This window comes from Flavobacterium sp. AK-345 (assembly GCF_058310175.1).
Genome location: NZ_JBZEER010000009.1, coordinates 193,433 through 219,816, shown reverse-complemented (window position 1 = coordinate 219,816; position 26,384 = coordinate 193,433). Strand labels below are relative to the sequence as shown.

Below are 26,384 nucleotides of genomic sequence, written 5' to 3'. Positions count from 1 at the left end.
TTATTAAAAATATAACTTTCGTATCTTTATAAAAAGACACTTTATGGAAAGCTTTAAAACCATCGCAATATTTAATTATCAGCACGAAACAGTGGTTCTGAAACACTTATTAGAGCAAGAAGAAATTCCGTATTTTTTTGAGAACGAAATAACACTTTCGGTTGTTCCAATGTATACTTCGGCACTCGGCGGAATTAAACTTAAAGTTCATCCAAACGATTTCGAAGAAGTTCAGCAAATTCTTGACAATCTTAATAACCCTCTTAAAATCGTTTAAACAGTTTCTTTTTTTCAGTTTCAAAAATTTTTTTCTCTTTTCAAATTTCAAAGTTGTCAACATATATTAAATACAACAAAAAAGAAATTTTAAATTTAATTAATTTTTGATGGTTATTATAGCTTGTTAATATGTCGAATAAATTTATTTTTAAAAGTATTGAAATGAAGTTTCTCTTAGTTATATAGAGTTATCAACATAGTTATATTTTGCTAAATGATTAATTTATAAGACTTTTTGTATTTTAATTAACAACGGTTGACAACCAAAAACACATTCAATTTGTAGATAAGTTCATATGTTGATTTTTGTTGAAAATGGCATTTTTGATATTGATAACTTTTCTAAAAATTCATCAAACTTTATTAGGTTTTTTGATTCCGGTTTTGGATTAGGTTTTTTTTCGACACAACCAAAAAATACTTCTAATTTTCTATCTTAACTTATTAACAAATAATGTTAATTTAAAGTTAACTGAATATCAACGAATTAGGTTTAGGTATTAACATTCTAAAATTTTAACAAAAAAGTAAAATATTCTTAACTGATTTACAGATAATTACAAGTTATTAAAATTGTTGATAACGTATAAGATTTTGATATGAAGTAAGTTATAAATTTAGTTTTTTTTACCGCTAATTTCACGAATGTACACGAATTATATTGATTTGTTAAATTGTGTTCTAAAAAGGTTTAAAAGAAAAATATTAGTGAAAATTAGCGGAATTAGTGGCAACCATTTATTAATTAAGTAAATTTGCAATACACAACTTAATAGTATTTAAAATGAAAATTTCGATAGGAAACGACCACGCAGGACCGGATTATAAAAAAGCAATCGTTGCAATGCTTAAAGCAAAAGGATATGAAGTAACCAATTACGGAACAGATTCTGAAGATTCTGTTGATTATCCTGATTTTGGACATCCGGTAGCAAATGATGTGTCTGAAGGAAAAGCTGATTTTGGAATTGTCATCTGCGGAAGCGGAAACGGAATTGCCATGACCGTTAACAAACATCCAAAAGTAAGAGCTGGTTTATGCTGGACTAAAGAAATTGCTTATTTAACACGTTTACATAATGATGCCAATATCGTGAGTATTCCGGCACGTTTTACCTCGATTCCACAAGCAGTAGAAATTGTTGAAACGTTTTTAACAACCGCATTTGAAGGAGGAAGACACCAAAACAGAGTGAATAAAATCGCCTGTTCGTAAAAAGTCAAAAAAATCGGGTGCTACGCACCTATAAATAAACACACCGGGCGGATTTTTAATTCATCCGGTTTTTTATTTAAAAAGCTTAAAAATTAATAAATTAACTAACTGATAAATAGTTATTTGTAGAGTTGTTAACAATGGAAATGTTTATATTTTATGGGTTAATTTTAGATAAACCAATACAATTTGAATCAAAAGAATTATCCCAAATTTAACAATAAAAGAAGATTTACTCGTTTTATGTCTAAACAATAACATGGCTAACAATAATCCGATTGAACCTCCAAAAAAAGCGATTGTAAATAATGTATTTTCAGGAATTCGGTATCTGTTTTTAATGGCTAAATATTTGTCATATCCTGCAATCACAAAGGTTAGACAAGTTATAATTAAAAAATACGCGAATAAAACTTCCATAGGCTTAAAATTAAAAACAAAGATATTATTTTAGCAGAATTATTGATTAATTTGCTTCTTTATTTTAACAAGTAAATTATATCATTTTGTAATTAAGAATTATTTCATTAAAAGTTATGACTAATATTCAATTCATTGCCAAGACTGTTCAAACAGCAGCGATTAACATTCAAAACACGGTAAAACTGTTAGAAGAAGATTGTACGATTCCGTTTATTTCCCGTTATCGAAAAGATACAACCGGAAATCTTGACGAAGTTCAGATTGAGCAGATAGCAAAACTTCATAAAGAATATGAAGCGATTGTAAAACGTAAAGAAGCAGTTTTAAAATCGATCGAAGAGCAAAAAGCACTTACACCCGAATTGAAGCAAAAAATAGAGCAAAGTTTTGATTTACAAGAAATTGAAGATTTTTATTTACCTTTTAAAAAGAAGAAAAAAACAAAAGCCGATGTAGCTCGCGAATTTGGTTTAGAACCATTGGCAAAAATAATCATGTCTGAAAATGATGTTGATGTTGATTTTATTTCGACACAATATTTAAATGAAAATGTCATTAATGAAGAAGCCGCAATGCAGGGTGCACGGGATATTATCGCCGAATGGATTAATGAAAACATTTATGTTCGTAAACAACTGCGACGATTATTTAGTAGAAAAGCAACAATAGGAACTAAAGTTGTTAAAAAGAAAAGCGAAGAAGAAGGAGCCCAAAAATTCAGTCAGTATTTTGATTGGGAAGAACCGTTGACAAAAGCACCATCTCACCGATTATTAGCAATGCTTCGTGCAGAAAATGAAGGTTTTGTAAAAATGAAAGTTGATGTTGATATTGATGAGGCTTATGATATTATTGACGAAATAATCATTAAAAAACAAAATAGTACAACGGCGCATTTGCAATTGGCAATTGAAGATAGTTATAAACGATTATTGAATCCGGCGATTGGAAACGAAACCTTACAAGAAGCAAAAGCAAAAGCCGATGCCAACTCAATTCAGGTGTTTGCGAATAATTTAGGTCAGTTATTATTGGCGCCGCCTTTGGGCGAAAAACGAATTTTGGCAATCGACCCTGGATTTAGAAGTGGTTGTAAAGTAGTTTGTCTGGATGAAAAAGGCGATTTATTATACAACGAAACCATTTATCCACATGCACCGCAAAATGAGGAAGCAATGGCGATTAAAAAAATTCGTTCTATGGTAAATGCGTATCAAATTGATGCCATTTCTATCGGAAACGGAACGGCTTCGAGAGAAACTGAATTTTTCATAAAAAAAATCGCTTTTGACAAACCCGTTCAGGTTTTTATCGTTTCTGAGGCTGGAGCTTCGGTATATTCGGCATCAAAAATTGCACGTGAAGAATTCCCAAATTACGATGTTACCGTTCGTGGTTCGGTTTCTATCGGTCGACGACTTTCAGATCCTTTGGCCGAATTGGTAAAAATCGATCCAAAAGCCATTGGCGTAGGCCAATACCAACACGATGTTGATCAAACTAAACTAAAAGAAGAATTAGACAATACGGTAATTCGCTGCGTGAACTCGGTTGGAATTAATATTAACACGGCTAGTAAACATTTGCTAAGTTATGTGAGTGGAATAGGAGAGAAGCTTGCAGAAAACATTGTGCAATATCGTTCAGAAAACGGGCCGTTTGAAGATAGAAAACAACTTAAAAAAGTGCCTAGATTAGGCGATAAAGCATATCAGCAAGGTGCGGCTTTTATTAGAATTTCGAATGCAAAAAATCCGTTGGATAATTCTGCAGTTCATCCCGAAGCTTATCCGGTTGTGGAAAAAATGGCAAAAGATTTAAATCTTTCGGTAAACGACTTAATTGCAAACAAAGAGAAAACGGCCTTAATTAAAGCCGAAAAATATATTACACCAGAAATTGGTTTATTAACTTTAAAAGACATCATAAAAGAGCTTGAAAAGCCAGGATTAGACCCAAGAAAGTCTGCGAAGGTTTTTGAATTTGATGCAAATGTAAAATCGATCAAGGATTTAAGAACCGGAATGATTTTACCGGGTATTGTAAACAACATTACCAACTTTGGCTGTTTTGTTGATATCGGAATCAAGGAAAGCGGATTGGTTCACATTTCTCAGCTAAAAGCAGGTTTTGTAAGCGATGTAAATGAGGTTGTAAAATTGCACCAGCATGTTGACGTGAAAGTGACTGAGGTTGATGAGGATAGAAAGAGAATTCAGTTGACGATGGTTCTTTAAATCTAAATTCCAATTCTGTATTTTTGTTAAATTCAAAAATAAAAAAATCCCAAATTACGATTGTAGTTTGGGATTTTATGTTTCTGGGATTATTTCAAAATCACCTTTTTGGTAATACTTTTATTTTCGTTTGAAATTTTTATCAAATACAAACCAGACGAATGATTGGTCAAATTAATTTCGGTGGTTTCGGCATTTGTTTTTTGTTCGGAGATAATTTTTCCTTGCGGAGAAATTACTGAAATCACAGATTTTTCGGGAGCAAAAACAGTAAACTTATCGGCACTGGGATTTGGATATAAAGTAACAGTCGAATTTTCTAACTCAAATTTATCATTTGATAATGTTGCATTCAATGGTAAATAAAAGTTACCCGTTAATAACAAAGAATATAATGTTTTTAACGTGTGATTAAAATAACTGTTAGGCTCGTTTAAGTTTTTTAAATCAGTATAAGAAGCATCAAGATGCGTTTGATTTTCTCCACCCATTGCAGCGCAGGCAAAAGCTCCAACAAAAGTTGCATTATGCCATTGTCCTATTAAAGAACCATTTTGGTTGTAGCCATCTTTTATATTGGCAGATCCGCCCAAATTTACGCGAACAAAATCGGATGATTTTTTAGAATAGGTTTTAGCATCGGCATTGCCAAACCATAAATAATCTACAGCAATACGCCATGGAGTTCTGGCCGCATCATACGTATAGGTCTTTCCTCCGTTATTATAGCCTCCAGCTTCAGAAGAATAAGCTCCGGATGCCATGCACCAATCAGAAACTAATCCGCCAGTGGCATTATTTACTGTTAAATTGCTATTGATAATGGTATAAGATTTAGCAGCAACCGAATTCCAAAAAGCCGTATCGTTTGTAAAAGTTCCAAAAACTCTGTAATAGGCTGGTGAGAAATAAGAAGGATTGGTGATTTGGCTTCCGCCGAATTGATCTCCGGGCTTTAAAACAAAAGTATTTGCTTCGACTTCATGTGCTTTAATAGTAGCGATTAATGTTTTGGCATCCGTTTTATAATTGATATTTCCGGTGCTTGCCCATTGATAATCGGCTACGATAAGAGCAAAAGCTGCGTCCAGTTCAGCATCTGTTGCACCATTGGGGCCGTCAATTCCGGAACAGCCATTGATTTTCCAGTTCATAACACCGTTTGAATTGACATTGTCTTTATAATACAGCCAAAGTCCGTCGAAGAGCGTTTTATCGGCCATATAAACAGACAAAAGCATTCCATAACCAATTCCTTCAGAAACAGTTTTATTAGGATCGTCAAATTTTATTCGTTTTCGGCCATTTGTACAATCTGCAACAAAATTGTTTTTCCAGGTATCATAATTAGTCTGAGCATCCTGGCTATTTTTGTTGGTTGCCATAAGGCCATTTCCATAAACTTTGTTGGCAGGAAAAGGCTGAGTAGGGTTTTGTGAATAACTTTTGAGACACAAAAATGCAATACTTACTAAAAGTAGGTTTTTCATAAAATATTATTTATTTGATTTAGGGACTCTAAAAGTAAGAATTTTTAGATATAAAAAAAATCCCAAACAACAATTATAGAATTGTTGTTTGGGATTTTCAATAAATTTGAAGGTTATTATTTAGTTTCCTCTTCTTGTTTTTTAGCAGGCGCAGGTTGATCGTCTTTAGCAGCGTTTTTAAATTCCTTAATTCCACTTCCTAAACCTTTCATTAATTCTGGAATTTTTTTACCTCCAAAAAGTAATATCACAATACCTACTATAACAAGGATTTCTGTAAGACCTAATCTTCCCATGGTTGTATATTTAATGCCGAAGCAAATTAATTCTTAATTTTGACGCAAAGTTATATAGAATATACGAACAACAAGTGTTTTTGGATTAAAAATTTATTTTTTAGAGCGTTAAATATTTTATAAAATAAGTAAATTAATACGCTTGCCAATTTTTGTCTGATATTAACAAGGCGATTAATTATTATATTTGCGAGTATATCTTATAACAATGGCAAGGAAAAAACGCGATTTACGGAAAAAATTATATACAAAAAATCGATTGGTAATTTTGAATGAAGATACTTTTGAAGAGATTTTTTCATTTAAACTAACCTTAATGAATGTTTTTGTAGTTTTTTCTTTGGGTGGAATATTCTTAATATTAGTAACAACTTTTATTATCGCTTTTACTCCATTAAGAGAATTTATTCCGGGATACTCTTCAACGCAATTAAAAAAGAACGCAACACAATTGGCCATTAAATCAGATTCTCTGGCTGTTGCTTTAAAGAAAAACGAAGCTTATATAAAAGGAATTCAAAAAGTATTGAGAGGCGAACTGGAGTATGCAAAATTCAATAAAGATTCTATTTTATCAGAAGCAGAAGAGACTCCGCACCTTAATATGAAAGCCTCAGAAGAGGAAATTGAATTGAGAGAAGAAGTAAATAATATAGAAAAGGAGTCAGGCGGTACTGGAAATAAAAACAAAAAAGCCAAAAAATAATCAATACAATGTCAATTAAATCAGTAGCAGCAAAATTATTTGCCGGCAAAATATACCATCAAACCAAAACCTGGGCCAATAAACCTGTTGAAACACAATTGGCAGTTTTTAAGAATTTAATCAAAGATGCAAAAAGGACTGAATTTGGGATTGATCATCATTTTGATAAAATAAAAACGTACGAAGATTTTAGGAAAAATGTTCCGGTTCGCGATTACGAAGATCTAAAAACCTATATCGACAAAGTTAGAGCAGGCGAAAAAGATATTCTCTGGAAAGGAAAACCACTTTATTTTGCCAAAACATCCGGAACAACATCCGGGGCAAAATATATTCCGCTTACCAAAGAATCAATGCCTACGCACGTAAATGCAGCGCGAAATGCTATTCTTCATTATATTAATGAAACCGGAAATGCAGATTTTGTAGACGGAAAAATGATTTTTTTGCAGGGAAGCCCTATTTTGACTGAAAAATACGGAATTAAATTTGGAAGACTTTCCGGAATCGTGGCGCATTTTGTTCCTAAATATCTGCAGAAAAACCGAATGCCTTCGTGGGAAACCAATTGTATAGAAGACTGGGATACAAAAGTAAATGCAATTGTAGACGAAACAATTAAAGAAGACATGTCGGTTATTTCCGGAATTCCGGCCTGGGTTCAAATGTATTTTGAGCGTTTACAGGAAAAAAGCGGTGGAAAAAAAATAAGCGAGATTTTCAGGAACTTTAATCTGTTTATTTACGGTGGCGTAAATTACGAACCATACCGAGCCAAGTTTGAACAAATGATTGGTAAAAAAGTCGATAGCATTGAGTTGTTTCCAGCTTCAGAAGGATTTTTTGCCTATCAGGATTCACAAAAAGAAAAAGGAATGTTGTTGCTTTTAAACTCAGGAATTTTTTACGAGTTCATTAAAGCCGATGAATTTTTTACAGAAAATCCAAAAAGACATACTATTGGCGAAGTAGAAACAGGTGTAAATTATGCTTTAATAATTTCTACAAATGCCGGACTTTGGGGATATAATATAGGAGATACAGTTCAGTTTACGTCTTTGTTTCCGCATCGTGTAATTGTTTCGGGCCGAATTAAACATTTTATTTCTGCTTTTGGCGAACACGTTATTGCCAATGAAGTCGAAAAAGCGATGAAAGAAGCAACAGAAGCAACAAAAACGGTTATAAACGAATTTACAGTTGCACCACAAATTAATCCGTCAGGCGGATTACCCTATCACGAATGGTTTGTAGAATTTGAAAATGAGCCGGAGAATATGCAAGTTTTTGAAGAAGCAATTGACAATTCGATGCGAAAACAAAACATCTACTACGATGATTTGATTACCGGTAATGTTTTAAGAAAAGTGGTTGTAACCAAAGTTTCTAAAAACGGATTTCAGGAGTATATGAAATCGCAGGGAAAATTAGGCGGACAAAATAAAATTCCGAGATTATCAAACAATAGAGATATTGCAGATAATTTGAAATAGGAAAAATAAAATGGATAAACATATTTCATATGAGCAAATTAAAAATCGTGAATGTGATTTTTATAGTTCAATATCGTTTTTTTTCTGAGGAAGAAGGAGGAAGAAAAATAAATCCTGGACAAGGTTATCGTTCAGATTTTATGTACGCGGAAGATGAAAAATCTATAAAAATATGGATGATCTGGCCTGAATTTTTAGATAATGAAAATAATGTAATTTTAGATAAATCTATACATGTTTCAACTTTCGGGAAAGCCAAAATGTGGATCGTAACCGGAGTAAATCAAGAATTACACAAATCAAGAATTAAAATTGGGAAAAAAGGTTATTTTATGGAAGGCCCAAGGAAAGTAGCAGAATGCGAGGTGATTGAAATCTTAAGATTGAAATAGCAAAAGGTTTATTTATGAAATATAAATATTATTTGAGACCTGGATATAAATCTCAAGATCTGTTAATTGAGATAGTTAGTGGTGCCGAAGACGAATATTTTCTCACAGACTTATTAGATTCACTTTCAGAAATAAATCCAAAAGTTGATAAAATGAATGACCTTTGGATGAATGATGAAATTGAGATAGAAGTTAGCTCAGATATTGGTTTATTCTATGTTTCAAAAGACATTTGGGATCTGGCTTTTATAATGTCAGATAATCAGGAATGTATCAATAAGATAAATTTGATTTTACTAAAAGATAAAAATTTCCATAAAACAGAAGTTAACTTCGAGGATTATAAATAACAATACAATAATAAATAGTTTAAAATTATCAAAATAAGAGCGATAATTTGAAATAGAAAACTTAAGATAAATTCTTCTTCTAAATTTTTTAAATTGCAGATAATAAATTACTTACCATAAAATTATATTGTAATAACAGTTTAGTAATAATGATGTTTTGCAGAGTTAACGTTTTTAATTCCTATTTTCGCTAAAATTAATAATACTCAGATTAATCTTCTAAAACAGAAGATTTTTAAAATATAAAGCATGAAAGAAACCAAACATATATCAAGATCAAGAGCGCAGGAATCATCTGCAGCGATTGAAAAAATGTACATAACAATGCGTCACTTATTCAACCGTGGTTTTTATAAACCTATGGGAGTTTCTGGGGATAGTTTACGCGAATCATTATTGGCTTTGCGTCCGGAAATTTACGGAAACATTGGTGAAGAAAAAGTAGAACTTAATGGTCTTTTATACGTTATAGAGCGTCTTCCGATAGGAATTGAACAATGTCGATTTATTAATTTAACTTCAGATGAAGGATATTCTAAATCACATTTTCAGGCCATTGTTCCTCCAAAAAGAAGAAGAAATTGTTATCGAATTGATGAGGAACAAATGAATGTTGAAATCACCCGAGGACGATCTGACATTTATGATATTCTGACGCATTTGACTTTTATTTTTATCGAATCGCACAAAATAAAAAACAGAGTTTTATTGGATGACGGTGGCGAAGTTTCGCGCGATTGGATGAAATTGGAACAAGCTGTATTACAAACGAAAAAGCTTTCTTTAATAGAAAAAGAAAAAGCAATCTCACATGTTGCCAATATTTTAGGCAGAACATTTGAAGAAGTTTTGGATATTTATGATGCTTTTGGATCAGAAAATGCTCCGGATCGTTTTTTGCACGTTATTTATTGGTTAGGAAAACTAGCGATAGAAGAAATGATCGATAATAATAAACGTACAATCACTTTTAGTCCTGTTTTGAGAGAACGTCTTGGACATCATATTCATGGTGAAATCTGGGCAACAAATATCAAGGAAGTTTTAAAAGCTAATAGCCTTTTAAAGCGCCCAATTCATGTGATAAGTGCGAATATGCACAGTGTAATGAATTCGATTTTTGCAACGCCGTTGTTGAAAACAAAATTCAAAGACAAATCTGATTTCTTTATTTATGAAGAACTAAGCAAGTCTGGCGCAAAAGAACTTAGAGCACACGTTGAAGAACTGGCGTTGAAAAACGGAATGATTTCATTACCGGATAGTTCAGGAACAAATATTGATGTTCAAATTTTTGACACGGCCAAAATTGACTGGTCAAAAACGGCATTTTCATATGGAAATATAGATGAAGAAAAACCTGTAATTATTGTAATGGATTATGCATTTGGCGAGCAGGCTTATGAAACTATCGACGAACTTTTAAAACCGTATAAAAAAGAAACGTTACTAAATGTAAAATCAGTTTCGATAATGGGTAAAGCCGGAATTCTGGAAGGCGGAAAAGGCGATATTATGATTCCGTCTGCGCATATAAATGAGGGAACGGCAGATAATTATTTCTTCGAAAATGAATTAACAGGCGCTATGTTTGAAGGTAACGACATTGCTGTTTTTGAAGGCGCAATGGTTACTGTTTTAGGAACATCATTGCAAAACAGAGATTTGCTAAAATTCTTTCACGAGTCGACCTGGGGAGTAATTGGTCTTGAAATGGAAGGTTCTTATTATCAAAAAGCAATACAATCGGCATCAAAAATTAGAAAAAGCGTGCCGCATGATATTAAAGTTCGCTATGCTTATTATGCTTCAGATAACCCATTGGAAACCGGAAGCACACTTGCTTCGGGCGGATTAGGAACAACTGGTGTAAAACCAACTTATTTGATTACTATTAAAATTTTGGAACAAATTTTCAACGTAAAATAAAAACCTAAATGAGTACAAAAGTACCCCAAAATACCACAGATCAGGAAATTGATATTTTTCAGCTTTCAAAAAGTATTGGTAATTTTTTTGATAGAATTAATGCTGCAATTTTTCAGTCGATTCAATTTTTTGTTCGAAACTGGGTTGTTGTTCTGATTTTGCTTATAGTTGGTTTTGGTTTTGGATGGTACTTAGATTCCAATAAAAAATCATTTGAAAATCAGGTAATTGTTACACCAAATTTTGGAAGTGTTGATTATTTGTATTCTAAAATCGATTTAATTCAATCTAAAGTTATTTCTGGAGATACTTCTTTCTTAAAAAATGTGGTAGGAATTTCAGATCCAAAATTAATTAAGAAAATAGAGATTAAACCTGTTGCTGACGTTTATAAATTTATAGAAGACAAAGCGCAAAACTTTGAACTTATAAAATTAATGGCTGAGGTTGGCGAAGTAAGAAAAGTTTTAGAAGATAATGTAACGAGTAAAAACTATACTTTTCATACAATTTCTTTCGTTTCAGGTAAAGCTATAAATGAAAAAGAAGTAGTTGAACCGTTGATGAAATATTTGAATGATTCTGAATATTTTGCCGCAATTCAAAAAATAGGATATAAAAATCTGGAACAGCAAATTGCTCAAAACGATACGATATTGCTACAGATAGACAATGTTTTAAACGGATTTTCGAATAAAGTAAAAGGAGGTTCAAACAACGACAAACTGATTTATTACAACGAAAATTTACAGCTAAACGATATTATAAAAACCAAACAAAAATTAGTTACAGATCAGGGAGAAAACAGATTAAAATTAATAAGTTTTGACAAAACCATTAGAGAAATTAATTCGACGCTTAACATAAATGATAATAAAATTACAAATGGAAAGCTCAAGTTTTTATTTCCAATTTTCTTCATATTTATTTTTGTCCTTATCAGCTTATTTTCTAAATTTTACAGCAAACAGCAGAGAATTCATAATACAAAATCAATTTAAAGGATATTCTCTTTAACATACACCAATTGAAAATCAATATCATATTTGAGAAATTATCTCGAAACCCATTTTTAAAACAAAGTTTTGCCACTTTGCTTTTAAGGGTTTTTGGAGTTCTCTTGTTGTTTGGTTTTACAGTTCTTCTAACCAAATCTTACAGCCCAAAATTAGTAGGGCAATATGATTTTGCAAGATCGTTTTTGATATCGGTTAGCAGTATTTGTATGTTGGGCTTTGATCAGTCCATTTTATATTTTAAAGGGAAATTAGCCAGTGACAATGCGATTTCAGAATTGAAAAAGATTTACGCTAAAATGGTAAAGATGCTTTTTGCAACTTCTGTACTTGCATTTATTATAATTCTAATGATCGATGACGAAATAGTGAATGGTTATTTTAGTGATTCTGAGGTATATCTTATTTTTCTAAAAGGTGCTGCAACCTTATTTTTTTACGGGCTTTCAATATTAAATACAGAAGTCATAAGAGCTTTAGATAAACTCTACATTGCAGAATTATTCAGAAACATTCTCAAATATATACCGCTCATAATAGGTTCTATCGTTTTGCTTTACTGGAATAAGGAAAACTATTTGGTTGATGTTTTCTTTTGGGGATTTGTTTTATTAGCAATAGTGAGTTCAGCATTGGTTTTACATTATTTTAGAAAAGTAAAAATTGTAAAAACAGCTTACAGTATTTCTAGTAAAGAAATTTTTTTTAAATCATATCCAATTGCCATCAGCAGCATGGCTATGTTTTTATTAATGTGTTTTGATATTATGTTTTTAAAAAAGTACCGTAATGATGAAACAGTTGCCTTTTATTCTATTGGAGTCAAATTAATGACTATTGTTTCTGTAGTTATTTTGTCAATCAATATTACGATTTCGGCTAAAATTTCAGAATATTTTTCAAGTGAGAACAAAGCAGAACTAATAAAAACATTAAGAAATAGCTCGCGTTTAATTTTCGGAATTACAGTTCCGGTAATTATTGCAATGTGCATTTTTTCAGAAAATATTCTGAACTTTTTTGGCCATCAATATGTGGTCGCCCAACAGGCATTTTTAATTTTAATAATAGGTCAGGGAGTTTGTTCTGCATTTGGAGCCGCTCCTGTTTATCTAAATATGACGGGAAGACAGCATGCTTTTCAGGTTATTTTGATAATCGCTGTTATAATTAATTTTATAATGAATCGATTTTTAATTCCTGTTTATGGCATGAACGGTGCCGCAATTGCATTTGTTTCCAGCTCTTTTTTTTGGAATTTTATGGTTGCGATAATCATTTATAAAAAAGATAAAATAATAGTTTTTTTGAATTAAAATGAAATAAATGAGTAATCAGGAAAAAGCTGTTTTTTTTAGCATTATTATTCCGGTTTATAATGTGGAGGATTATCTAAACCAATGTTTAGACAGTATTTTATGCCAGATCTATTCTAATTATGAAATTGTTTTGGTCAATGACGGTTCTACAGATTCTTCTTTTCAAATTTGTCAAAAATACCAGCAAATTTCATCACACATACAATTAATTAACAAAGAAAACGGAGGTTTGTCAGACGCCAGAAATAAAGGCTTATTAGCGTCAAAAGGCGATTATATTATTTTTACAGACAGCGATGATTACTGGTCAGGAGATTCTGTTTTAAGGGATTTGAATAATCTGATCGAAGAATCAAATCCGGATTTGATTATTCATGAAGAAAGCCGTTTTTTTTCTGAAAAGGATGTGCATTGCAAGTATAACCAGCGTTTTATTAAAAACAAAACAGGAAAATTAGATGACGAAATAATCAACTTGGTTTATTATGATTTGTATGTTGCATCTGCCTGGGACAAAGTAATTAGAAGATCAATTTTAATAGATAATCAATTGTTTTTCCCCTTAGGGCGAAAATCTGAAGATATTGAATGGTGCGGCCGATTAATGCATTACATTGACACTTTTAGTATTTACTCTAAATCATTTTACATTTATCGTCAGGTTAGAAAAGGATCTATAACTACAAACGTAACCGAAAAACATATTGAAGATGTTTATTTTATGGTAAAAAATGGTTTAAATGCACCAAAAGCAAATTCTGAAAATATTAATCAGGCGATAGAAAATTATTGGGCTTTTAATTATGTTGTAATTTTAAAAGATTTTTATGTACTCTCTTCAAAAACGAGAAGTAATATTTGGAATGATATAGTTTCCTGGAAGTATTTGCTTCAAAAAAAGCGAAATTTAAGAGTTGATAAAGTGGTAACTTTTTATCAATATTTACCGTTCACAGCATTGATACTTTTTTTAAACGGATATAGAATTAAAACAATTTTGTTCAAGAAATACAGAGCTTTAAAATAAAAAATAAGTATGCAGAAAAATATTAAAAAAAGCACCGCAGCATTTTTGCTTATTGCGATGGCCAATTTGGTTGTTGCATTTGCCGCTTTTTTTATTTTGCCACCCCGTTTTTTTTATGATGCAGCCATTATAGCCTATGATAAAGGAAATTTGATAGGATATTTAGGAAGTTATCCCCTTTCAATCTTATTCTATAAAATTTCAGGGTTCCGTTATTTGCCATTTCCCGTAATAGCGTTAATTCAATTCCCCGTTTTGATGTATGTTTTGTATAAAATTGGTATTCCCGATAGATTTGAAAAACTTAATGTCAAGAACATTTTGGTTTATATGGGAATTTTAATGATTGCCATTTTTATCTCAATGCCATCAAAAGAATTTATAACCTTTTTATACGTAACGCCAATTGTTTTTTTGTGTATGAATGATGAGGTATCGCTAAAGAAAACAGTTGTATATACCATTTTAATGTTGTTGTTTTTTGGAGCAATTTTTCGTCCTTATTTTGCCTTAATTCCTATTATTGGCGGCGGAATGTATTTGCTTAGTTTGATAAGCTTTAAGAACAAAACGATAACAACAATTTTTTACGGTTTATTAATTGCCTTTTTTTTATCATTGAGCCACGGTATTATAAAAGGAAAATATCTTTCAGAAATTAGTCGTGAATTGGTAAACAATGACCGCGTAGGTTCTGCAGATGCAAATTCTATGATTGTTTCGCCTGTAAAAACAGATACCTGGTATGGAGAAATGGTGAGTGTTTTTTACGGCTTTTTTACAGTGAATGTTCCTTTAAATGGATTAAAATATATATTTTCTCCTCAAATTATAATCTTTATAATTTGGCAGCTTTTGTTGTTTTACATTTTATTGGTTCGCTTTTCTAAATGCCTAAAAGAAAGAAAAACGTATTCAAAAGAACTTCTGATTTTATTGATTCTTTTTTCCTTTTTTATTGTTCAGGGTGTATTCGAACCAGATTTAGGTACTGCAGTTCGACATAAAATAGGCATTTTTCCTTTAATTTATTTTGCGTTATACTATGAATCTTTCCGAAAAGAACTTCAATAAAATATTCCATGTTTTTTTATGTCTCATCGCTGTTGCGATGATTTTTAGAAAACCATGTTCATTGCTTATAATTTTATTTGCTGTTTTTAATTTGGTTTTTATTCGAAAGTTAAAATTTACCAAAACGAGCCTTATTTTAATGGCCTGTATTGCTTCACCTGTATTGTTGGAGTTATTGTTTTTTTGGAACAACGATTCTTTTACAAAAGGACTAAAAGCAATAGAAAAAAGCACTTCGTTATTATTGTTTCCAATTTTTATTATTGGTAATTATCAACGCATTAATTTTTTGAGAATAACACAAATTTACAGCATTGCAACAACAATTTTAATGTCGTTGTTGTTTATCCGTTTTAATGTTATTTATCCCGAATTGATGAATAAATACCTTAACGGAATCGATTTATGGGAAATGGGATATCAATTTGCAGACAGTATTGGCATTCATGCTCCGGCTTTAAATATGCACTTGGCTTTTGTTTCGGTTTGTGCTCTGTTTTTTGTTTTTTACAGTATTAAAAATGAGGAAAAAAGAAGTTTTAAGATTATTCGATTAATTGTTTTTCTTTTATCATTTTTCTTCGTCCTTTTTGTGAATACCAGAATAGCATTGGTTAATGTTTTGGCTGGATTTGCGATTGTTTTCTTTCTTGAATTTAAATCAAAAATAAACGTAAAAAAAACGGCAATAATTTCAATAACAACTTTGATTTTACTAGGAAGTGTTTTGTTTTTCTTCGTTCAGAAAAATCCATATATGAAAGAGAAATATTCTAAAACAACTTTTGCTTATATGGATAAAGTAGGGAAATTGGATGAAATTGATCATCCTGAAATTAAGGTTTTCAATTCTTTTGTAACCCGTCTTTCTATCTGGAAATCTGCTTGGGAATTGTCTGAAAAAAATCTTCCTTTCGGAGTTGGAGCATCTGACGGAAAGCCGGAATTGGTAAAATATTACAAACAAACCAATCAGCATTTTTTGGCTAAATATGAATTTCCAACACACAACCAGTTTCTTGATTTTTTATTAAAGTTCGGGATTCTGGGACCTTTGGTTGTTATTCTTTATATTTTCACAATAGGATATTTGGGCTATAGTTTGAAAAACGCGATAATACTTTCATTTTTTATGATCTTCTTTACTTCAAATTTAACCGATGATTTTTTACTTCGTTTTGATGGAATAGCTTTCAGTGGATTATGGTTTTCTATTTTTGCAAGTTATTGGCTTCAGCAGAAAACGATTCTTGATAAAGGGCAAAAAGCTGCTTAAAATTTTGATTTGTATCAAATAAATCTTCGCATCTTTTTAATGCTTTTTTTCCAAAATCAGCTCTTGTTTTATTCTCTTTTAGAATTTCAAAATAATTTTCAAGTTCATTAATATCATCAAAAAGAAATCCTGTTTGATTCTGCAGTACAATATCTTTATTACCAATTATATTGGTTGCAATAACTGGTTTTTCTAAAACCATTGCTTCTAATAATGCAATTGGTAAGCCTTCCCAAAGAGAAGTTTGGAGATAAATATCGATTGAATTTAAAGCTTCAAAAACGATATTTTTATCCATAATCCATCCGGTAATCTTAATATTTTCAGAAGTAATTAAATGGCTTAGTTCGCCATTGCCTATCCAGATAAAATTAAAATCCGGAAACTTTAGGGCAATATCATTAAATAATTTAGGGTTTCTTGCGGCTGTGATTCGGCCTAAAATGCCAACAGTTAATTTTGAGTTTTGATGAGGTAAAAAGTATTCACGAATAGGCGGAATATCTACACCATTTCTCACCAATTTTGAGGGACCAATTTTTTTAGCAATTTCAAATTCGGTATCGCCACATGCCACAATTGTTCCGCCAAATAATCTCTGAAAATTTTTTTCAATGATCGAATATAATTTTCTGGAAGATTTTGAAATATCAGTTCTTAGAAAAGCATATCCGTGAGGCGTATAAAAAACTTTCTTTTTTTTGAATAGGAAAAAATAAGCAATTCGACCTAAAACACCTGCTTTTGATGAATGAAGATGAATTACATCAGGATTAATTTTTTTAAGTTCTTTAATTAATTTAAAAATAGATTTTAGATCTTCAAAAGGAGAAATCTCCCGAACCATATCGAGATGAATCAGATTAACACCATTTGAAAATTCAGAGTTTACTTTCTCAGAACTAATTCCTTTTCTATTACTGCTGTAGACAATAGTGGTTTCTACATTTTTACTTATTTCATCATCTCCAAAAAAATTAGACAAATCTCTAAAATAAGTATATACACCACCTTCTAGTGCTTCAACGACATGTACAACTTTCAAAATAATTAAATTTAGTTTAGTAAAAGTAGAATAAAGCAATTAATAATGAATTAAAAATTGAATCTCTCTTTGCATAAAAATTAAGTCAATTTAAAGGCAGGATATTTTATTACATTTGTGGATATTTGCAGAGATTATCAAAACCAATAGGTTCAATAAAACCATTATGAAAAGAATACTTATTACCGGAGCGGCGGGTTTTTTAGGATCGCATTTGTGCGATCGATTTATCAAAGAAGGATATTTTGTTATTGGTATGGATAATTTAATAACCGGTGATCTTAAAAACATCGAACATTTATTCAAATTAGAGCACTTTGAGTTTTACCATCATGACATCACTAAATTTGTTCATATTCCGGGAAATTTAGATTATATATTACATTTTGCTTCGCCGGCAAGCCCAATCGATTATTTAAAAATTCCGATTCAGACATTAAAAGTTGGATCATTAGGAACACATAATTTATTAGGTTTGGCCCGAGTTAAAAAAGCAAGAATTTTGATTGCTTCAACTTCTGAGGTTTATGGAGATCCTTTGGTTCATCCCCAAACCGAAGAATACTACGGAAACGTAAATACAATTGGACCAAGAGGAGTTTATGACGAAGCCAAACGTTTTCAGGAATCTATAACAATGGCTTATCATACTTTTCACGGTGTTGAAACCAGAATCGTTCGTATTTTTAACACTTACGGACCAAGAATGCGTCTCAACGACGGTCGTGTAATTCCGGCATTCATTGGTCAGGCACTTCGTGGCGAAGATTTAACCATTTTTGGAGACGGAATGCAAACGCGTTCTTTCTGCTATGTTGATGATCAGGTTGAAGGTATTTTTAGATTGCTTCATTCTGATTATGTTTATCCCGTAAATATTGGAAATCCGGATGAAATCACAATTAAAGATTTTGCCGAAGAAATTATCAAACTTACCGGAACAAATCAAAAAGTGGTTTATCATCCGCTGCCAGTAAACGATCCGTTACAACGTCAGCCAGATACAACCAAAGCAAAAGAATTGTTAGGTTGGGAAGCAAAAGTAAGCCGTTCTGAAGGAATGAAAATTACATATGATTATTTTAGATCACTTTCAAAAGAAGAACTTTCAAAAGAAGAGCACAAGGATTTTTCGAATTATATAAAATAGCTATTATAAGTCAGGCTATTTAAAATCACATGTGCAATAAAATGATTGTATAGAGGAACAAATTATGACAGTATTTCAAACAGGAAGATACTCAAAATATATCAGGCCAATTAGTATTTTAATTGATCTGACAATTATTACAGTATTAAGCTTTTTTATATTTAAAGAGCTGGTTTCAAATATGTTGGTTTTTGTTTTGTATCAATATGTTGGCTGGGGTTTAATAGCTTTTTCAACACATTTTTATGATGTGTACAGGTTTACAACTCCAATTGAAATTGCCGCAAAAATGCTAAGACAGGAAATTTTATTTCTTCTCGTTGTAATTGCATTTTTTCCTTTTTCGCCACAAGTTGTTTTTAGCCAAACTGCCATTATAATATTTATAGTGTTAGCGATATTATTGGTAACAATTTTTAAATTCTCATTGTTTTTTTATTTAAAAGAGTACAGAATAATTACAGGAAGCAATTATCGAAGTGCTGTTATAATAGGTTTTACAGAAGAAGCAATTCGATTAAAAAACCTTTTTGAAACCAGAAAAGATTATGGATATCGGTTTTTGGGATATTTTTCGGATAAGAAATCAGGCGAGAACATCACAGGAAAATTGACAGATTTAAAACCTTTTATAATTGAAAATGAAGTAGATGAAATCTATTGTTCTTTGAATGAAGTATCAAACAAATATTTGAAAGATTTGATTGATTTTGCCGATGAAAATAATAAAACAATAAAGTTTATTCCAGACACAAAAGAGATTTTTTCAAAGAATTTAAAAATAGATTATTACGATTTTTTCCCTGTACTTTCGTTAAAGCAGACCATGCTTAATGAACCGGCAATACAAGTATTGAAACGTACTTTTGATGTTGTTTTCTCTATTTTAATCATTGTGTTTGTATTATCCTGGCTAGGCCCAATATTAGCAATTCTAATAAAATTAGAGTCTAAAGGCCCGGTTTTTTTCACACAGGGAAGACCTGGATTAGGAGAAAATGAATTTGTATGTTATAAATTTCGCTCTATGCGAATTAATAAAACAACCGAAACAGAAGCTTCAAAAAATGATCCCCGAGTTACGGCAATTGGTCGTTTTATGAGAAAAACCAGCATAGATGAATTACCGCAATTTATTAATGTTTTAAAAGGAGATATGTCGGTCGTTGGGCCAAGGCCACATCTTTGGTCGCAGAATAAAGAATACGGAAACAAAGTAAAAAAATATATGATTCGTCATTGTGTTAAACCCGGAATTACCGGATTGGCACAGGTTAGTGGTTTTAGAGGTGAAATCACAATAGAAAGAGACATGATTAACCGAATTAAATTTGATGTTTTTTATATCGAAAACTGGTCTCTTATTTTAGATTTGAAAATAATTCTTCAAACCGTAATCAATATTTTTAAAGGCGATAAAAAAGCATATTAATGAATGAATTAGTTTCAATTATAACGCCAACTTTTAATGCCGAAAAATTTATTCGGGCAACGATAGAATCTGTGCTAAATCAGAGTTATCAAAATTGGGAAATGATTTTGGTTGATGATGCTTCTACAGATAAAACTGTTTCGATCATAAAAGAATTTGCTCAAAAAGATAACCGTTTAAAATTAACCGAGTTGCCTAAAAATTCAGGAAATGGTTTTGCGAGAAATATAGCTTTAGAAATAGCAACAGGAAAATATATTGCTTATTTAGATGCAGATGATATTTGGTTGCCGATAAAATTGGAAAATCAGATCAAGTTTTTGAAAAACAATAATTTACCCTTTACTTTCAGTTTTTATGATTGTATAGACGAAGAAGGAAATTCTTTAAACAGGCGAGTTGAAGCACCTTTAGAATTGACTTATGATCAATTGTTTTTTTGCAATTACGTTGGCAACTTAACCGCAATTTATGATGTAGATTTTTTCGGAAAGATCGTTATCGAAGCGACTCAAAAAAGACAAGACTGGCGATTATGGCTTACAATTTTAAAACAAATTGAAGTAACGAAACCAGTACCAGAGATTTTAGCCCTTTACAGAATTAGGAAAGATTCCATATCCTCTTCAAAATTCAAATTGATAAAACACAATTTTGGCGTTTATCGGGATTTCCACGGATTCAATTTTGTGTTTTCTGTTTTATTGATGACGCGATTTTTATTTACTCAGTTGATTATTAAGCCTCGATATATAAAGAAGATTTAGTTCTTCAAGGTCGCAAATTGCGACCTTGAAGAATTTCGTTTTTATTTCAATCTTGATGTCACAATTTGTGACATCAAGATTTGAGTTTAATTTTAAGATCACAATTTGCGACCTCCAATAAATCATTATTTCTTATATCCAATTTTCACTCTTTCACTTTCATTTTCTTTTTTTTCTGTCAATTCATCCAAATAAGAAAAAACCAACTCTATATTTTTATCATGATTCTCCAATTTCTTTTGAATCTGTAAAATGTCGACTTTAATTTCTGTTGTGTCCTGAAGCATTTGTCTTACTTTTGTGAAAATGCGCATAATTTGAATATTGGTTTGAATTGCTTTGTCGCTTTTCAATATACTTGAAAGCATTAAAATACCATGTTCTGTAAAAGCAAATGGTAAATATTTTAAGTTTGATCCTCTACCATTCTTCAAGGTCACAATTTGTGACCTTGAAGAATCATATTCTATTTTGGTAAGCTCAAACATGAAATCTTCTGGAAATCTTGACAAATTTCTTTTAACAGCTTGTTTTAAAACTTTAGTTTCAATCTGATAAAGTGAAGCTAAATCGCTATCAAGCATCACCTTTTGATTGCGGATAAAATATATTTTGTTTGAAATAGTTTCTTCAGAAAGTAAAGATTGATCGTCCATAAGTTTTAATTAAAAAAACAAATGTAAGATTTTATTTATATTATAAATACGATTTGAATTGCTTTAATTTACCACGATTGGTTCTTTCTAAAACATTTTTTCGGGTAAAAGTGAAGTTTAAATTTGGTTCAAGATAAAGGGCAATTGCTTCTTTTATTTTGTGAATTTGTTCTGCAGTTAATTGATTTTCAGAAACATATTCAATTTCAAAAGAATCTAATTTGGTTTGTTTGATAATAAATTCTTTTACATTTCCATCATCTTCAATGATGCTTTTTGTAACGTAATAAAATGTCAAGCCAGGAGATTTTTTTCCGCTTGGTAAAATGGCAACATCGTTTGTTCTACCAACCAATTTTTTTAAGATTGGTTTTTGCGGAGTACTTTTTTCATCCAAAATTCCAATGTCTCCAATATCATATCTGATAAATGGATTTGCTTTATTGAAAAGAGAAGTAATTACAATTCGGCCTTCTTTTCCGTAAGGAAGAATCTGATTATTTTCGTCCAAAATTTCAACAAATAATGTTTCAGCATTTATTTGCCATTCGCCTTTTGTATTTTCAAAAGCAATCAAATCCAATTCTGAAGCTCCGTATTCATTGATAATTGGAATACCGAATTGTTTTTCCAACAATATTTTATCCGATTCAAAAAGCATTTCCGAAGTAACAAAACAAGCTTTTAAAGTCGGACAAATTTCACGTAAAATGATATTTCTTTTTTCTAAAAATTTAGCAAACAAAACGATCGAACTCGTGTAACCATTGATATAATCGAATTTTTTCGTTTTAAATTTTCCCAGGAATTTTTCTAAAACTTCATCAGATAAATCAAAAACCGGAAAGCGAAAACGTCTGCTCAAAAAATCCTTAAAACGTTCTTTTTGGTATCCAATAAAATCCATTGGAATGCCGTAAAAACGCGCTTGGTACGAATGATTGAAATCAATATTAAACCATCCAAAACGCATAATATTCGATGCCCACGTCAGAGCGTGAGAATATTTATCTTTGGCAAAAACAAAAGGAGTTCCGCTAGATCCGGATGTTTTGTTGAGGTAAACGTTTTTTAATGTATATCCTTTAGAAAGTCTTTCTACAAGTGGTTTTTGTAAATTTTGCTTGTTTAAAATGGGTAAATCTTCCCATTTGATATTCGTTTTATTTCCAACTAATTCCTGGTAAAAAGAATTGTTTTGTAAATGAAAATCAACAATTTCTCTTTTTTTATCCTGAATGAATTTCGCATGTTCCTCAGTAGATAAATTCACAATTGATTCTAATTCGGCTTTTGCCTTCTTTATCGGAAAACCATTTAATTTTAAGGAAAGATCGAAAAGTGACAGCATTTTTTGAAGATAAATTTTCACCAAAAATAATATTTACCAATTACTAATATAGAAGAATCAACAACTTTTTAAGATTTAATTATTTTTTACGTACAAAAGCAATTATTTTTGCACCACAACTAAATACAACTATACCATGACAATTTTACTATTGGGATCAGGCGGAAGAGAACATGCTTTTGCGTGGAAAATGATTCAGAGTCCGCTTTGCGAAAAACTTTTTGTTGCACCAGGAAATGCGGGAACAGCTGCAATTGCTACAAATGTTGCAATGTCTCCAACCGATTTTGATGCTATAAAAGCATTTGTACTAAAAGAAAATGTAAAGATGGTTGTTGTAGGGCCAGAAGATCCGTTGGTAAAAGGGATTTATGATTATTTTAAAAACGACGAAAGTTTACAACATATTCCGGTTATTGGGCCATCAAAATTGGGTGCTCAATTAGAAGGAAGTAAGGAGTTTGCTAAAGAATTCCTGATGAAACACAATATTCCAACCGCAGCTTACGATAGTTTTACTGCTGAAACGGTGGAGAAAGGATGTGCGTTTCTTGAAACTTTACAACCTCCATACGTTTTAAAAGCGGATGGATTAGCAGCCGGAAAAGGTGTTTTGATTATTCAGGATCTTGAAGAAGCTAAAACTGAATTGAGAAACATGCTGGTTCACCAAAAATTTGGAGCAGCAAGTTCAAAAGTAGTTATTGAAGAATTTTTGGATGGAATTGAGTTAAGCTGTTTTGTTTTGACAGACGGAAAAAGCTATAAAATTCTTCCAACCGCTAAAGATTACAAACGAATTGGAGAAGGCGATACAGGATTAAACACAGGCGGAATGGGAGCAGTTTCTCCGGTTCCTTATGTTGATGCTGTTTTGATGGAGAAAATTGAAACAAGAATCGTAAAACCAACAATTGAAGGTTTCCAAAAAGACGGAATCGAATATAAAGGTTTTGTATTTATTGGTTTGATTAATGTAAAAAATGAACCAATCGTTATTGAATACAATGTAAGAATGGGAGATCCTGAAACTGAAGTTGTAGTGCCAAGATTAGAATCTGATTTGGTTGAATTATTCTTATCAGTTGCTAATCAGGAATTAGATTCTTTCGAATTAAAAGTAGATCCAAGAAGTGCGACTACAATTATGGTAGTTTCCGGCGGATATCCTGAAGATTTTGAAAAAGGAAAAGTAATTACAGGATTAGAAAATATTACAGATTCTATTGTTTTTCATGCAGGAACAAAATTAGATGGCAAAAATGTCGTTAGTAATGGAGGACGTGTATTAACAGTAACATCTTATGGAGATGATTTCCAACAAGCCATAAAAAAATCTTACCAAAACATAGATAAACTAAATTTTGATAAGATGTATTTTAGAAAAGATATTGGCTTCGACTTACTTTAAAAAAGAGTGAGCTGTAGTATCTTGGTTTTCTGTTCCAGCGTCATCAAAAATGCGTAATTGTTTAATCCAATAAACGATTGCGCATGAGCAGATGATCATAAAAATCCAGTTAATTGTATTTGCACCAAACCATGTAACAAGTTCTAAGCGACGTAAAAAGTCAAGTGGAGCAAATAAAATGTTAACGAATAAGTATTGTATTCCTTCAAAAAAAGCTGTCATAATTTCTAAAATTATATGTTATTTATTGTTGTGTAACGCATTGAAATCAAATTCAGATTATAGAATCTTTTTTCAACTTGTTGGTTTTACTTTTTAAACAAGTATTATATTTACAATCACAAAAGTATAAAATATCCTTATGATAACAAGTGTTTTTAGAAAATCTACGCCATTAAATTATTCGTTGGTCGTAATTTTAATACTGGTTTTCTTTTTTCTGTTTCAATTTCAGGAACCATCATGGATGAGTTCTTCATTTTTGGCGTTTCAGAAAATAAGTTTATTGTGCTTTATATTTGCTTCTTTTTTTCTGATAAATTTTATTGTAAAAAAGAACGGACTCAGTAAAGACAATGGTTACGCGATATTTTTTTACTTATTGTTTATATTGTTTTTCCCCACAATATTTAATAATGCAAATGTAGTATATGCCAACTTTTTTGTTTTGCTGGCACTTCGACGATTGATTTCTTTACAATCTTTAAAAGCTTCAAAAGAAAAAATATTTGATGCTTCTTTTTGGATTTTAATAGCTTCTTTATTTCAATTTTGGTCTATTCTTTTCCTGATATTGGTTTTTATATCGATTATTTTTCACGTTTCGCGCGATTATAGAAACTGGGTTTTGCCATTTATAGCACTTATGGCCGTTGCGGTTATCTTTTTACTGATCTCTTTAATCTTCCATATTAACGCAATTGAATTTTTTCAAAAACGCGCTGTGGTTGATTTTAATATTGATTATTTTAAAAACAATTACGAAAACGGAGCACTATCAATTTATGTTGCCGTGTCATTATTTTTTGTCGTTTCGATGTTAATGACTTTTTCAAACAGACCTCAAATTGTGCATTCTTCATACAAAAAAATCGTAGCCTGTTTTTTTATAGCGGCTTTTGTTTTCATTATTTCGCCAGATAAAAGCAACGATTTATTATTGTTCAGCATTGCTCCTTTAACAATGATGGCGGCAAGTTATGTCGAATATGTGCAGCAAAAATTAAACAGCGAAATTGTATTTTATACTTTAATTGCGTGTAGTTTATTTACTTTTTTCAGCCAATTATAATTTGCTGCCGTAAGCAAGATCACCGGCGTCGCCCAATCCCGGAACTATATAATTTTTTTCATTCAGTTTTTCATCAAGAGACGCAACCCAAAGATGACAATTGTCCGGAAGATTTTTTTCAAGATAAGCTACACCTTCCGGAGCTGCAATAACGACAACAATATGAATTTCGTTTGGAGTAGCATTCTGAACCAATTTTTCATGAACTGCCACTACTGATTGTCCCGTCGCCAACATGGGATCAAGAAGTAAAACTGTTTTATTATTGATATTTGAAACGGCTTGATATTCAACCCGAATTTCGAACTCATGATCGTTATTCGGATGATATCTGCAAGCAGAAACAAAACTATTTTCAGCATGATCAAAATAATTTAAAAAGCCATTATGCAATGGTAATCCGGCTCTTAATATTGAACATAAAACCAAATCATCATTAATTTCGGTAGTTTTTTTAATGCCAAGCGGCGTTTGAATATCTACATTTTTATATGACAAATTTTTGCTTAATTCATAAGCCATAATTTCGCCAATTCGTTCGATATTTTTTCTAAAACGCATACTGTCATTTTGAACATTTACATTTCTGATTTGACCCAAAAAATGATTTAAAACGCTATTATTTTCAGATATATAATGAATTTTCATGTGGAGTTTTTAGAATTATCAATGATTTGTGATACTAAAATGAAAAAACCAACGTTTTTTTCACAGCATAAAAGTATAAAAAGTATCTTTGCTTCTCTAATAATTAAAGA

The 26,384-nt window shown here is 31.3% G+C and carries 26 protein-coding genes; 18 read left to right on the top strand and 8 right to left on the bottom strand.

Annotated features, from left to right (window positions below):
- Positions 1 to 43 precede the first annotated feature (43 nt).
- Both AC4FQ3_RS16925 and rpiB read left to right on the top strand, forming a co-directional pair.
- Positions 44 to 277 carry a putative signal transducing protein gene (locus AC4FQ3_RS16925; RefSeq protein ID WP_042564903.1) on the top strand — a complete coding sequence of 78 codons (234 nt, stop codon included), beginning with the start codon at positions 44 to 46 and terminating at the stop codon, positions 275 to 277.
- 786 nt (positions 278 to 1,063) lie between these two features.
- The gene (rpiB, locus tag AC4FQ3_RS16920; protein WP_029271350.1) at positions 1,064 to 1,495 is read left to right on the top strand and encodes a ribose 5-phosphate isomerase B; all 432 of its coding nucleotides are present in this window, start codon (positions 1,064 to 1,066) and stop codon (positions 1,493 to 1,495) included.
- Positions 1,496 to 1,645: 150 nt separating this feature from the next.
- Here the strand turns inward: rpiB and AC4FQ3_RS16915 are convergent, their stop codons facing one another.
- Positions 1,646 to 1,915 (bottom strand): DUF1294 domain-containing protein, encoded by a 270-nt coding sequence (locus tag AC4FQ3_RS16915; protein WP_491182609.1) that lies wholly within the window; start codon positions 1,913 to 1,915, stop codon positions 1,646 to 1,648.
- A gap of 116 nt (positions 1,916 to 2,031) precedes the next feature.
- On the opposite strand from AC4FQ3_RS16915, the gene AC4FQ3_RS16910 reads away from it, so the two are divergent.
- Positions 2,032 to 4,155 (top strand): Tex family protein, encoded by a 2,124-nt coding sequence (locus AC4FQ3_RS16910; RefSeq protein ID WP_042564901.1) that lies wholly within the window; start codon positions 2,032 to 2,034, stop codon positions 4,153 to 4,155.
- Between the two features lie 89 nt (positions 4,156 to 4,244).
- Here AC4FQ3_RS16910 and AC4FQ3_RS16905 read toward each other — a convergent pair whose 3' ends face one another.
- Both AC4FQ3_RS16905 and AC4FQ3_RS16900 read right to left on the bottom strand, forming a co-directional pair.
- The gene (locus tag AC4FQ3_RS16905; protein WP_491182608.1) at positions 4,245 to 5,645 is read right to left on the bottom strand and encodes a glycosyl hydrolase family 8; all 1,401 of its coding nucleotides are present in this window, start codon (positions 5,643 to 5,645) and stop codon (positions 4,245 to 4,247) included.
- A 116-nt stretch (positions 5,646 to 5,761) separates the two neighbouring features.
- The gene (locus AC4FQ3_RS16900; RefSeq protein ID WP_042564899.1) at positions 5,762 to 5,941 is read right to left on the bottom strand and encodes a Sec-independent protein translocase subunit TatA/TatB; all 180 of its coding nucleotides are present in this window, start codon (positions 5,939 to 5,941) and stop codon (positions 5,762 to 5,764) included.
- 208 nt (positions 5,942 to 6,149) lie between these two features.
- On the opposite strand from AC4FQ3_RS16900, the gene AC4FQ3_RS16895 reads away from it, so the two are divergent.
- From AC4FQ3_RS16895 to AC4FQ3_RS16850, 10 genes are all read left to right on the top strand, one after another.
- A complete protein-coding gene (locus AC4FQ3_RS16895; RefSeq protein WP_491182607.1) occupies positions 6,150 to 6,647 on the top strand; it encodes a peptidase in 498 nt (165 codons plus the stop codon).
- 8 nt (positions 6,648 to 6,655) lie between these two features.
- Positions 6,656 to 8,140, top strand: a complete 1,485-nt coding sequence (locus AC4FQ3_RS16890) for a GH3 auxin-responsive promoter family protein (RefSeq protein ID WP_491182606.1) — start codon at positions 6,656 to 6,658, stop codon at positions 8,138 to 8,140.
- A 29-nt stretch (positions 8,141 to 8,169) separates the two neighbouring features.
- Positions 8,170 to 8,532, top strand: coding sequence for a hypothetical protein (locus AC4FQ3_RS16885; RefSeq protein WP_491182605.1), 363 nt, complete (start codon positions 8,170 to 8,172; stop codon positions 8,530 to 8,532).
- A 14-nt stretch (positions 8,533 to 8,546) separates the two neighbouring features.
- Entirely contained in the window at positions 8,547 to 8,882 is a 336-nt protein-coding gene (locus tag AC4FQ3_RS16880) for a hypothetical protein (RefSeq protein ID WP_491182604.1), read from the top strand.
- A gap of 249 nt (positions 8,883 to 9,131) precedes the next feature.
- Positions 9,132 to 10,811 (top strand): DUF6909 family protein, encoded by a 1,680-nt coding sequence (locus AC4FQ3_RS16875; protein ID WP_042564895.1) that lies wholly within the window; start codon positions 9,132 to 9,134, stop codon positions 10,809 to 10,811.
- An 8-nt stretch (positions 10,812 to 10,819) separates the two neighbouring features.
- A complete protein-coding gene (locus AC4FQ3_RS16870) occupies positions 10,820 to 11,812 on the top strand; it encodes a hypothetical protein (RefSeq protein WP_491182603.1) in 993 nt (330 codons plus the stop codon).
- A gap of 26 nt (positions 11,813 to 11,838) precedes the next feature.
- Positions 11,839 to 13,143 carry an MATE family efflux transporter gene (locus AC4FQ3_RS16865; protein WP_491182602.1) on the top strand — a complete coding sequence of 435 codons (1,305 nt, stop codon included), beginning with the start codon at positions 11,839 to 11,841 and terminating at the stop codon, positions 13,141 to 13,143.
- A 10-nt stretch (positions 13,144 to 13,153) separates the two neighbouring features.
- Positions 13,154 to 14,173, top strand: a complete 1,020-nt coding sequence (locus tag AC4FQ3_RS16860; RefSeq protein ID WP_491182601.1) for a glycosyltransferase family 2 protein — start codon at positions 13,154 to 13,156, stop codon at positions 14,171 to 14,173.
- Between the two features lie 9 nt (positions 14,174 to 14,182).
- On the top strand, positions 14,183 to 15,247 hold the full coding sequence (locus AC4FQ3_RS16855) for a hypothetical protein (protein WP_491182600.1): 1,065 nt from the start codon (positions 14,183 to 14,185) through the stop codon (positions 15,245 to 15,247).
- 139 nt (positions 15,248 to 15,386) lie between these two features.
- Entirely contained in the window at positions 15,387 to 16,523 is a 1,137-nt protein-coding gene (locus AC4FQ3_RS16850; protein ID WP_491182599.1) for an O-antigen ligase family protein, read from the top strand.
- Here AC4FQ3_RS16850 and AC4FQ3_RS16845 read toward each other — a convergent pair.
- On the bottom strand, positions 16,459 to 17,568 hold the full coding sequence (locus tag AC4FQ3_RS16845; RefSeq protein ID WP_491182598.1) for a glycosyltransferase: 1,110 nt from the start codon (positions 17,566 to 17,568) through the stop codon (positions 16,459 to 16,461). The two genes, AC4FQ3_RS16850 and AC4FQ3_RS16845, sit on opposite strands and share 65 nt — an antisense overlap.
- Positions 17,569 to 17,734: 166 nt before the next feature.
- On the opposite strand from AC4FQ3_RS16845, the gene AC4FQ3_RS16840 reads away from it, so the two are divergent.
- From AC4FQ3_RS16840 to AC4FQ3_RS16830, 3 genes are all read left to right on the top strand, one after another.
- Complete coding sequence (locus AC4FQ3_RS16840; RefSeq protein ID WP_491182597.1) at positions 17,735 to 18,718, top strand: UDP-glucuronic acid decarboxylase family protein; 984 nt, start codon at positions 17,735 to 17,737, stop codon at positions 18,716 to 18,718.
- A 64-nt stretch (positions 18,719 to 18,782) separates the two neighbouring features.
- Complete coding sequence (locus AC4FQ3_RS16835) at positions 18,783 to 20,150, top strand: undecaprenyl-phosphate glucose phosphotransferase (RefSeq protein ID WP_491182596.1); 1,368 nt, start codon at positions 18,783 to 18,785, stop codon at positions 20,148 to 20,150.
- Positions 20,150 to 20,917 carry a glycosyltransferase family 2 protein gene (locus tag AC4FQ3_RS16830; protein WP_491182595.1) on the top strand — a complete coding sequence of 256 codons (768 nt, stop codon included), beginning with the start codon at positions 20,150 to 20,152 and terminating at the stop codon, positions 20,915 to 20,917. Before AC4FQ3_RS16835 ends, AC4FQ3_RS16830 begins: the two co-directional genes overlap by 1 nt.
- 125 nt (positions 20,918 to 21,042) lie before the next feature.
- Here AC4FQ3_RS16830 and AC4FQ3_RS16825 read toward each other — a convergent pair whose 3' ends face one another.
- Both AC4FQ3_RS16825 and AC4FQ3_RS16820 read right to left on the bottom strand, forming a co-directional pair.
- Positions 21,043 to 21,573, bottom strand: coding sequence for an ORF6N domain-containing protein (locus AC4FQ3_RS16825; RefSeq protein WP_491182594.1), 531 nt, complete (start codon positions 21,571 to 21,573; stop codon positions 21,043 to 21,045).
- A gap of 40 nt (positions 21,574 to 21,613) precedes the next feature.
- Positions 21,614 to 22,924, bottom strand: coding sequence for a phenylacetate--CoA ligase family protein (locus AC4FQ3_RS16820; RefSeq protein ID WP_491182593.1), 1,311 nt, complete (start codon positions 22,922 to 22,924; stop codon positions 21,614 to 21,616).
- A 136-nt stretch (positions 22,925 to 23,060) separates the two neighbouring features.
- On the opposite strand from AC4FQ3_RS16820, the gene purD reads away from it, so the two are divergent.
- A complete protein-coding gene (gene purD, locus AC4FQ3_RS16815; protein ID WP_491182592.1) occupies positions 23,061 to 24,335 on the top strand; it encodes a phosphoribosylamine--glycine ligase in 1,275 nt (424 codons plus the stop codon).
- On the opposite strand, the gene AC4FQ3_RS16810 is transcribed toward purD, so the two are convergent.
- A complete protein-coding gene (locus AC4FQ3_RS16810) occupies positions 24,327 to 24,557 on the bottom strand; it encodes a DUF6341 family protein (protein WP_017496855.1) in 231 nt (76 codons plus the stop codon). The genes purD and AC4FQ3_RS16810 overlap by 9 nt on opposite strands.
- Positions 24,558 to 24,696: 139 nt before the next feature.
- Between AC4FQ3_RS16810 and AC4FQ3_RS16805 the strand changes: the two genes are divergently transcribed.
- Complete coding sequence (locus AC4FQ3_RS16805; RefSeq protein ID WP_073394460.1) at positions 24,697 to 25,626, top strand: DUF6427 family protein; 930 nt, start codon at positions 24,697 to 24,699, stop codon at positions 25,624 to 25,626.
- On the opposite strand, the gene upp is transcribed toward AC4FQ3_RS16805, so the two are convergent.
- Entirely contained in the window at positions 25,621 to 26,274 is a 654-nt protein-coding gene (upp, locus tag AC4FQ3_RS16800; protein ID WP_073394461.1) for a uracil phosphoribosyltransferase, read from the bottom strand. The genes AC4FQ3_RS16805 and upp overlap by 6 nt on opposite strands.
- Positions 26,275 to 26,384: the final 110 nt, after the last annotated feature.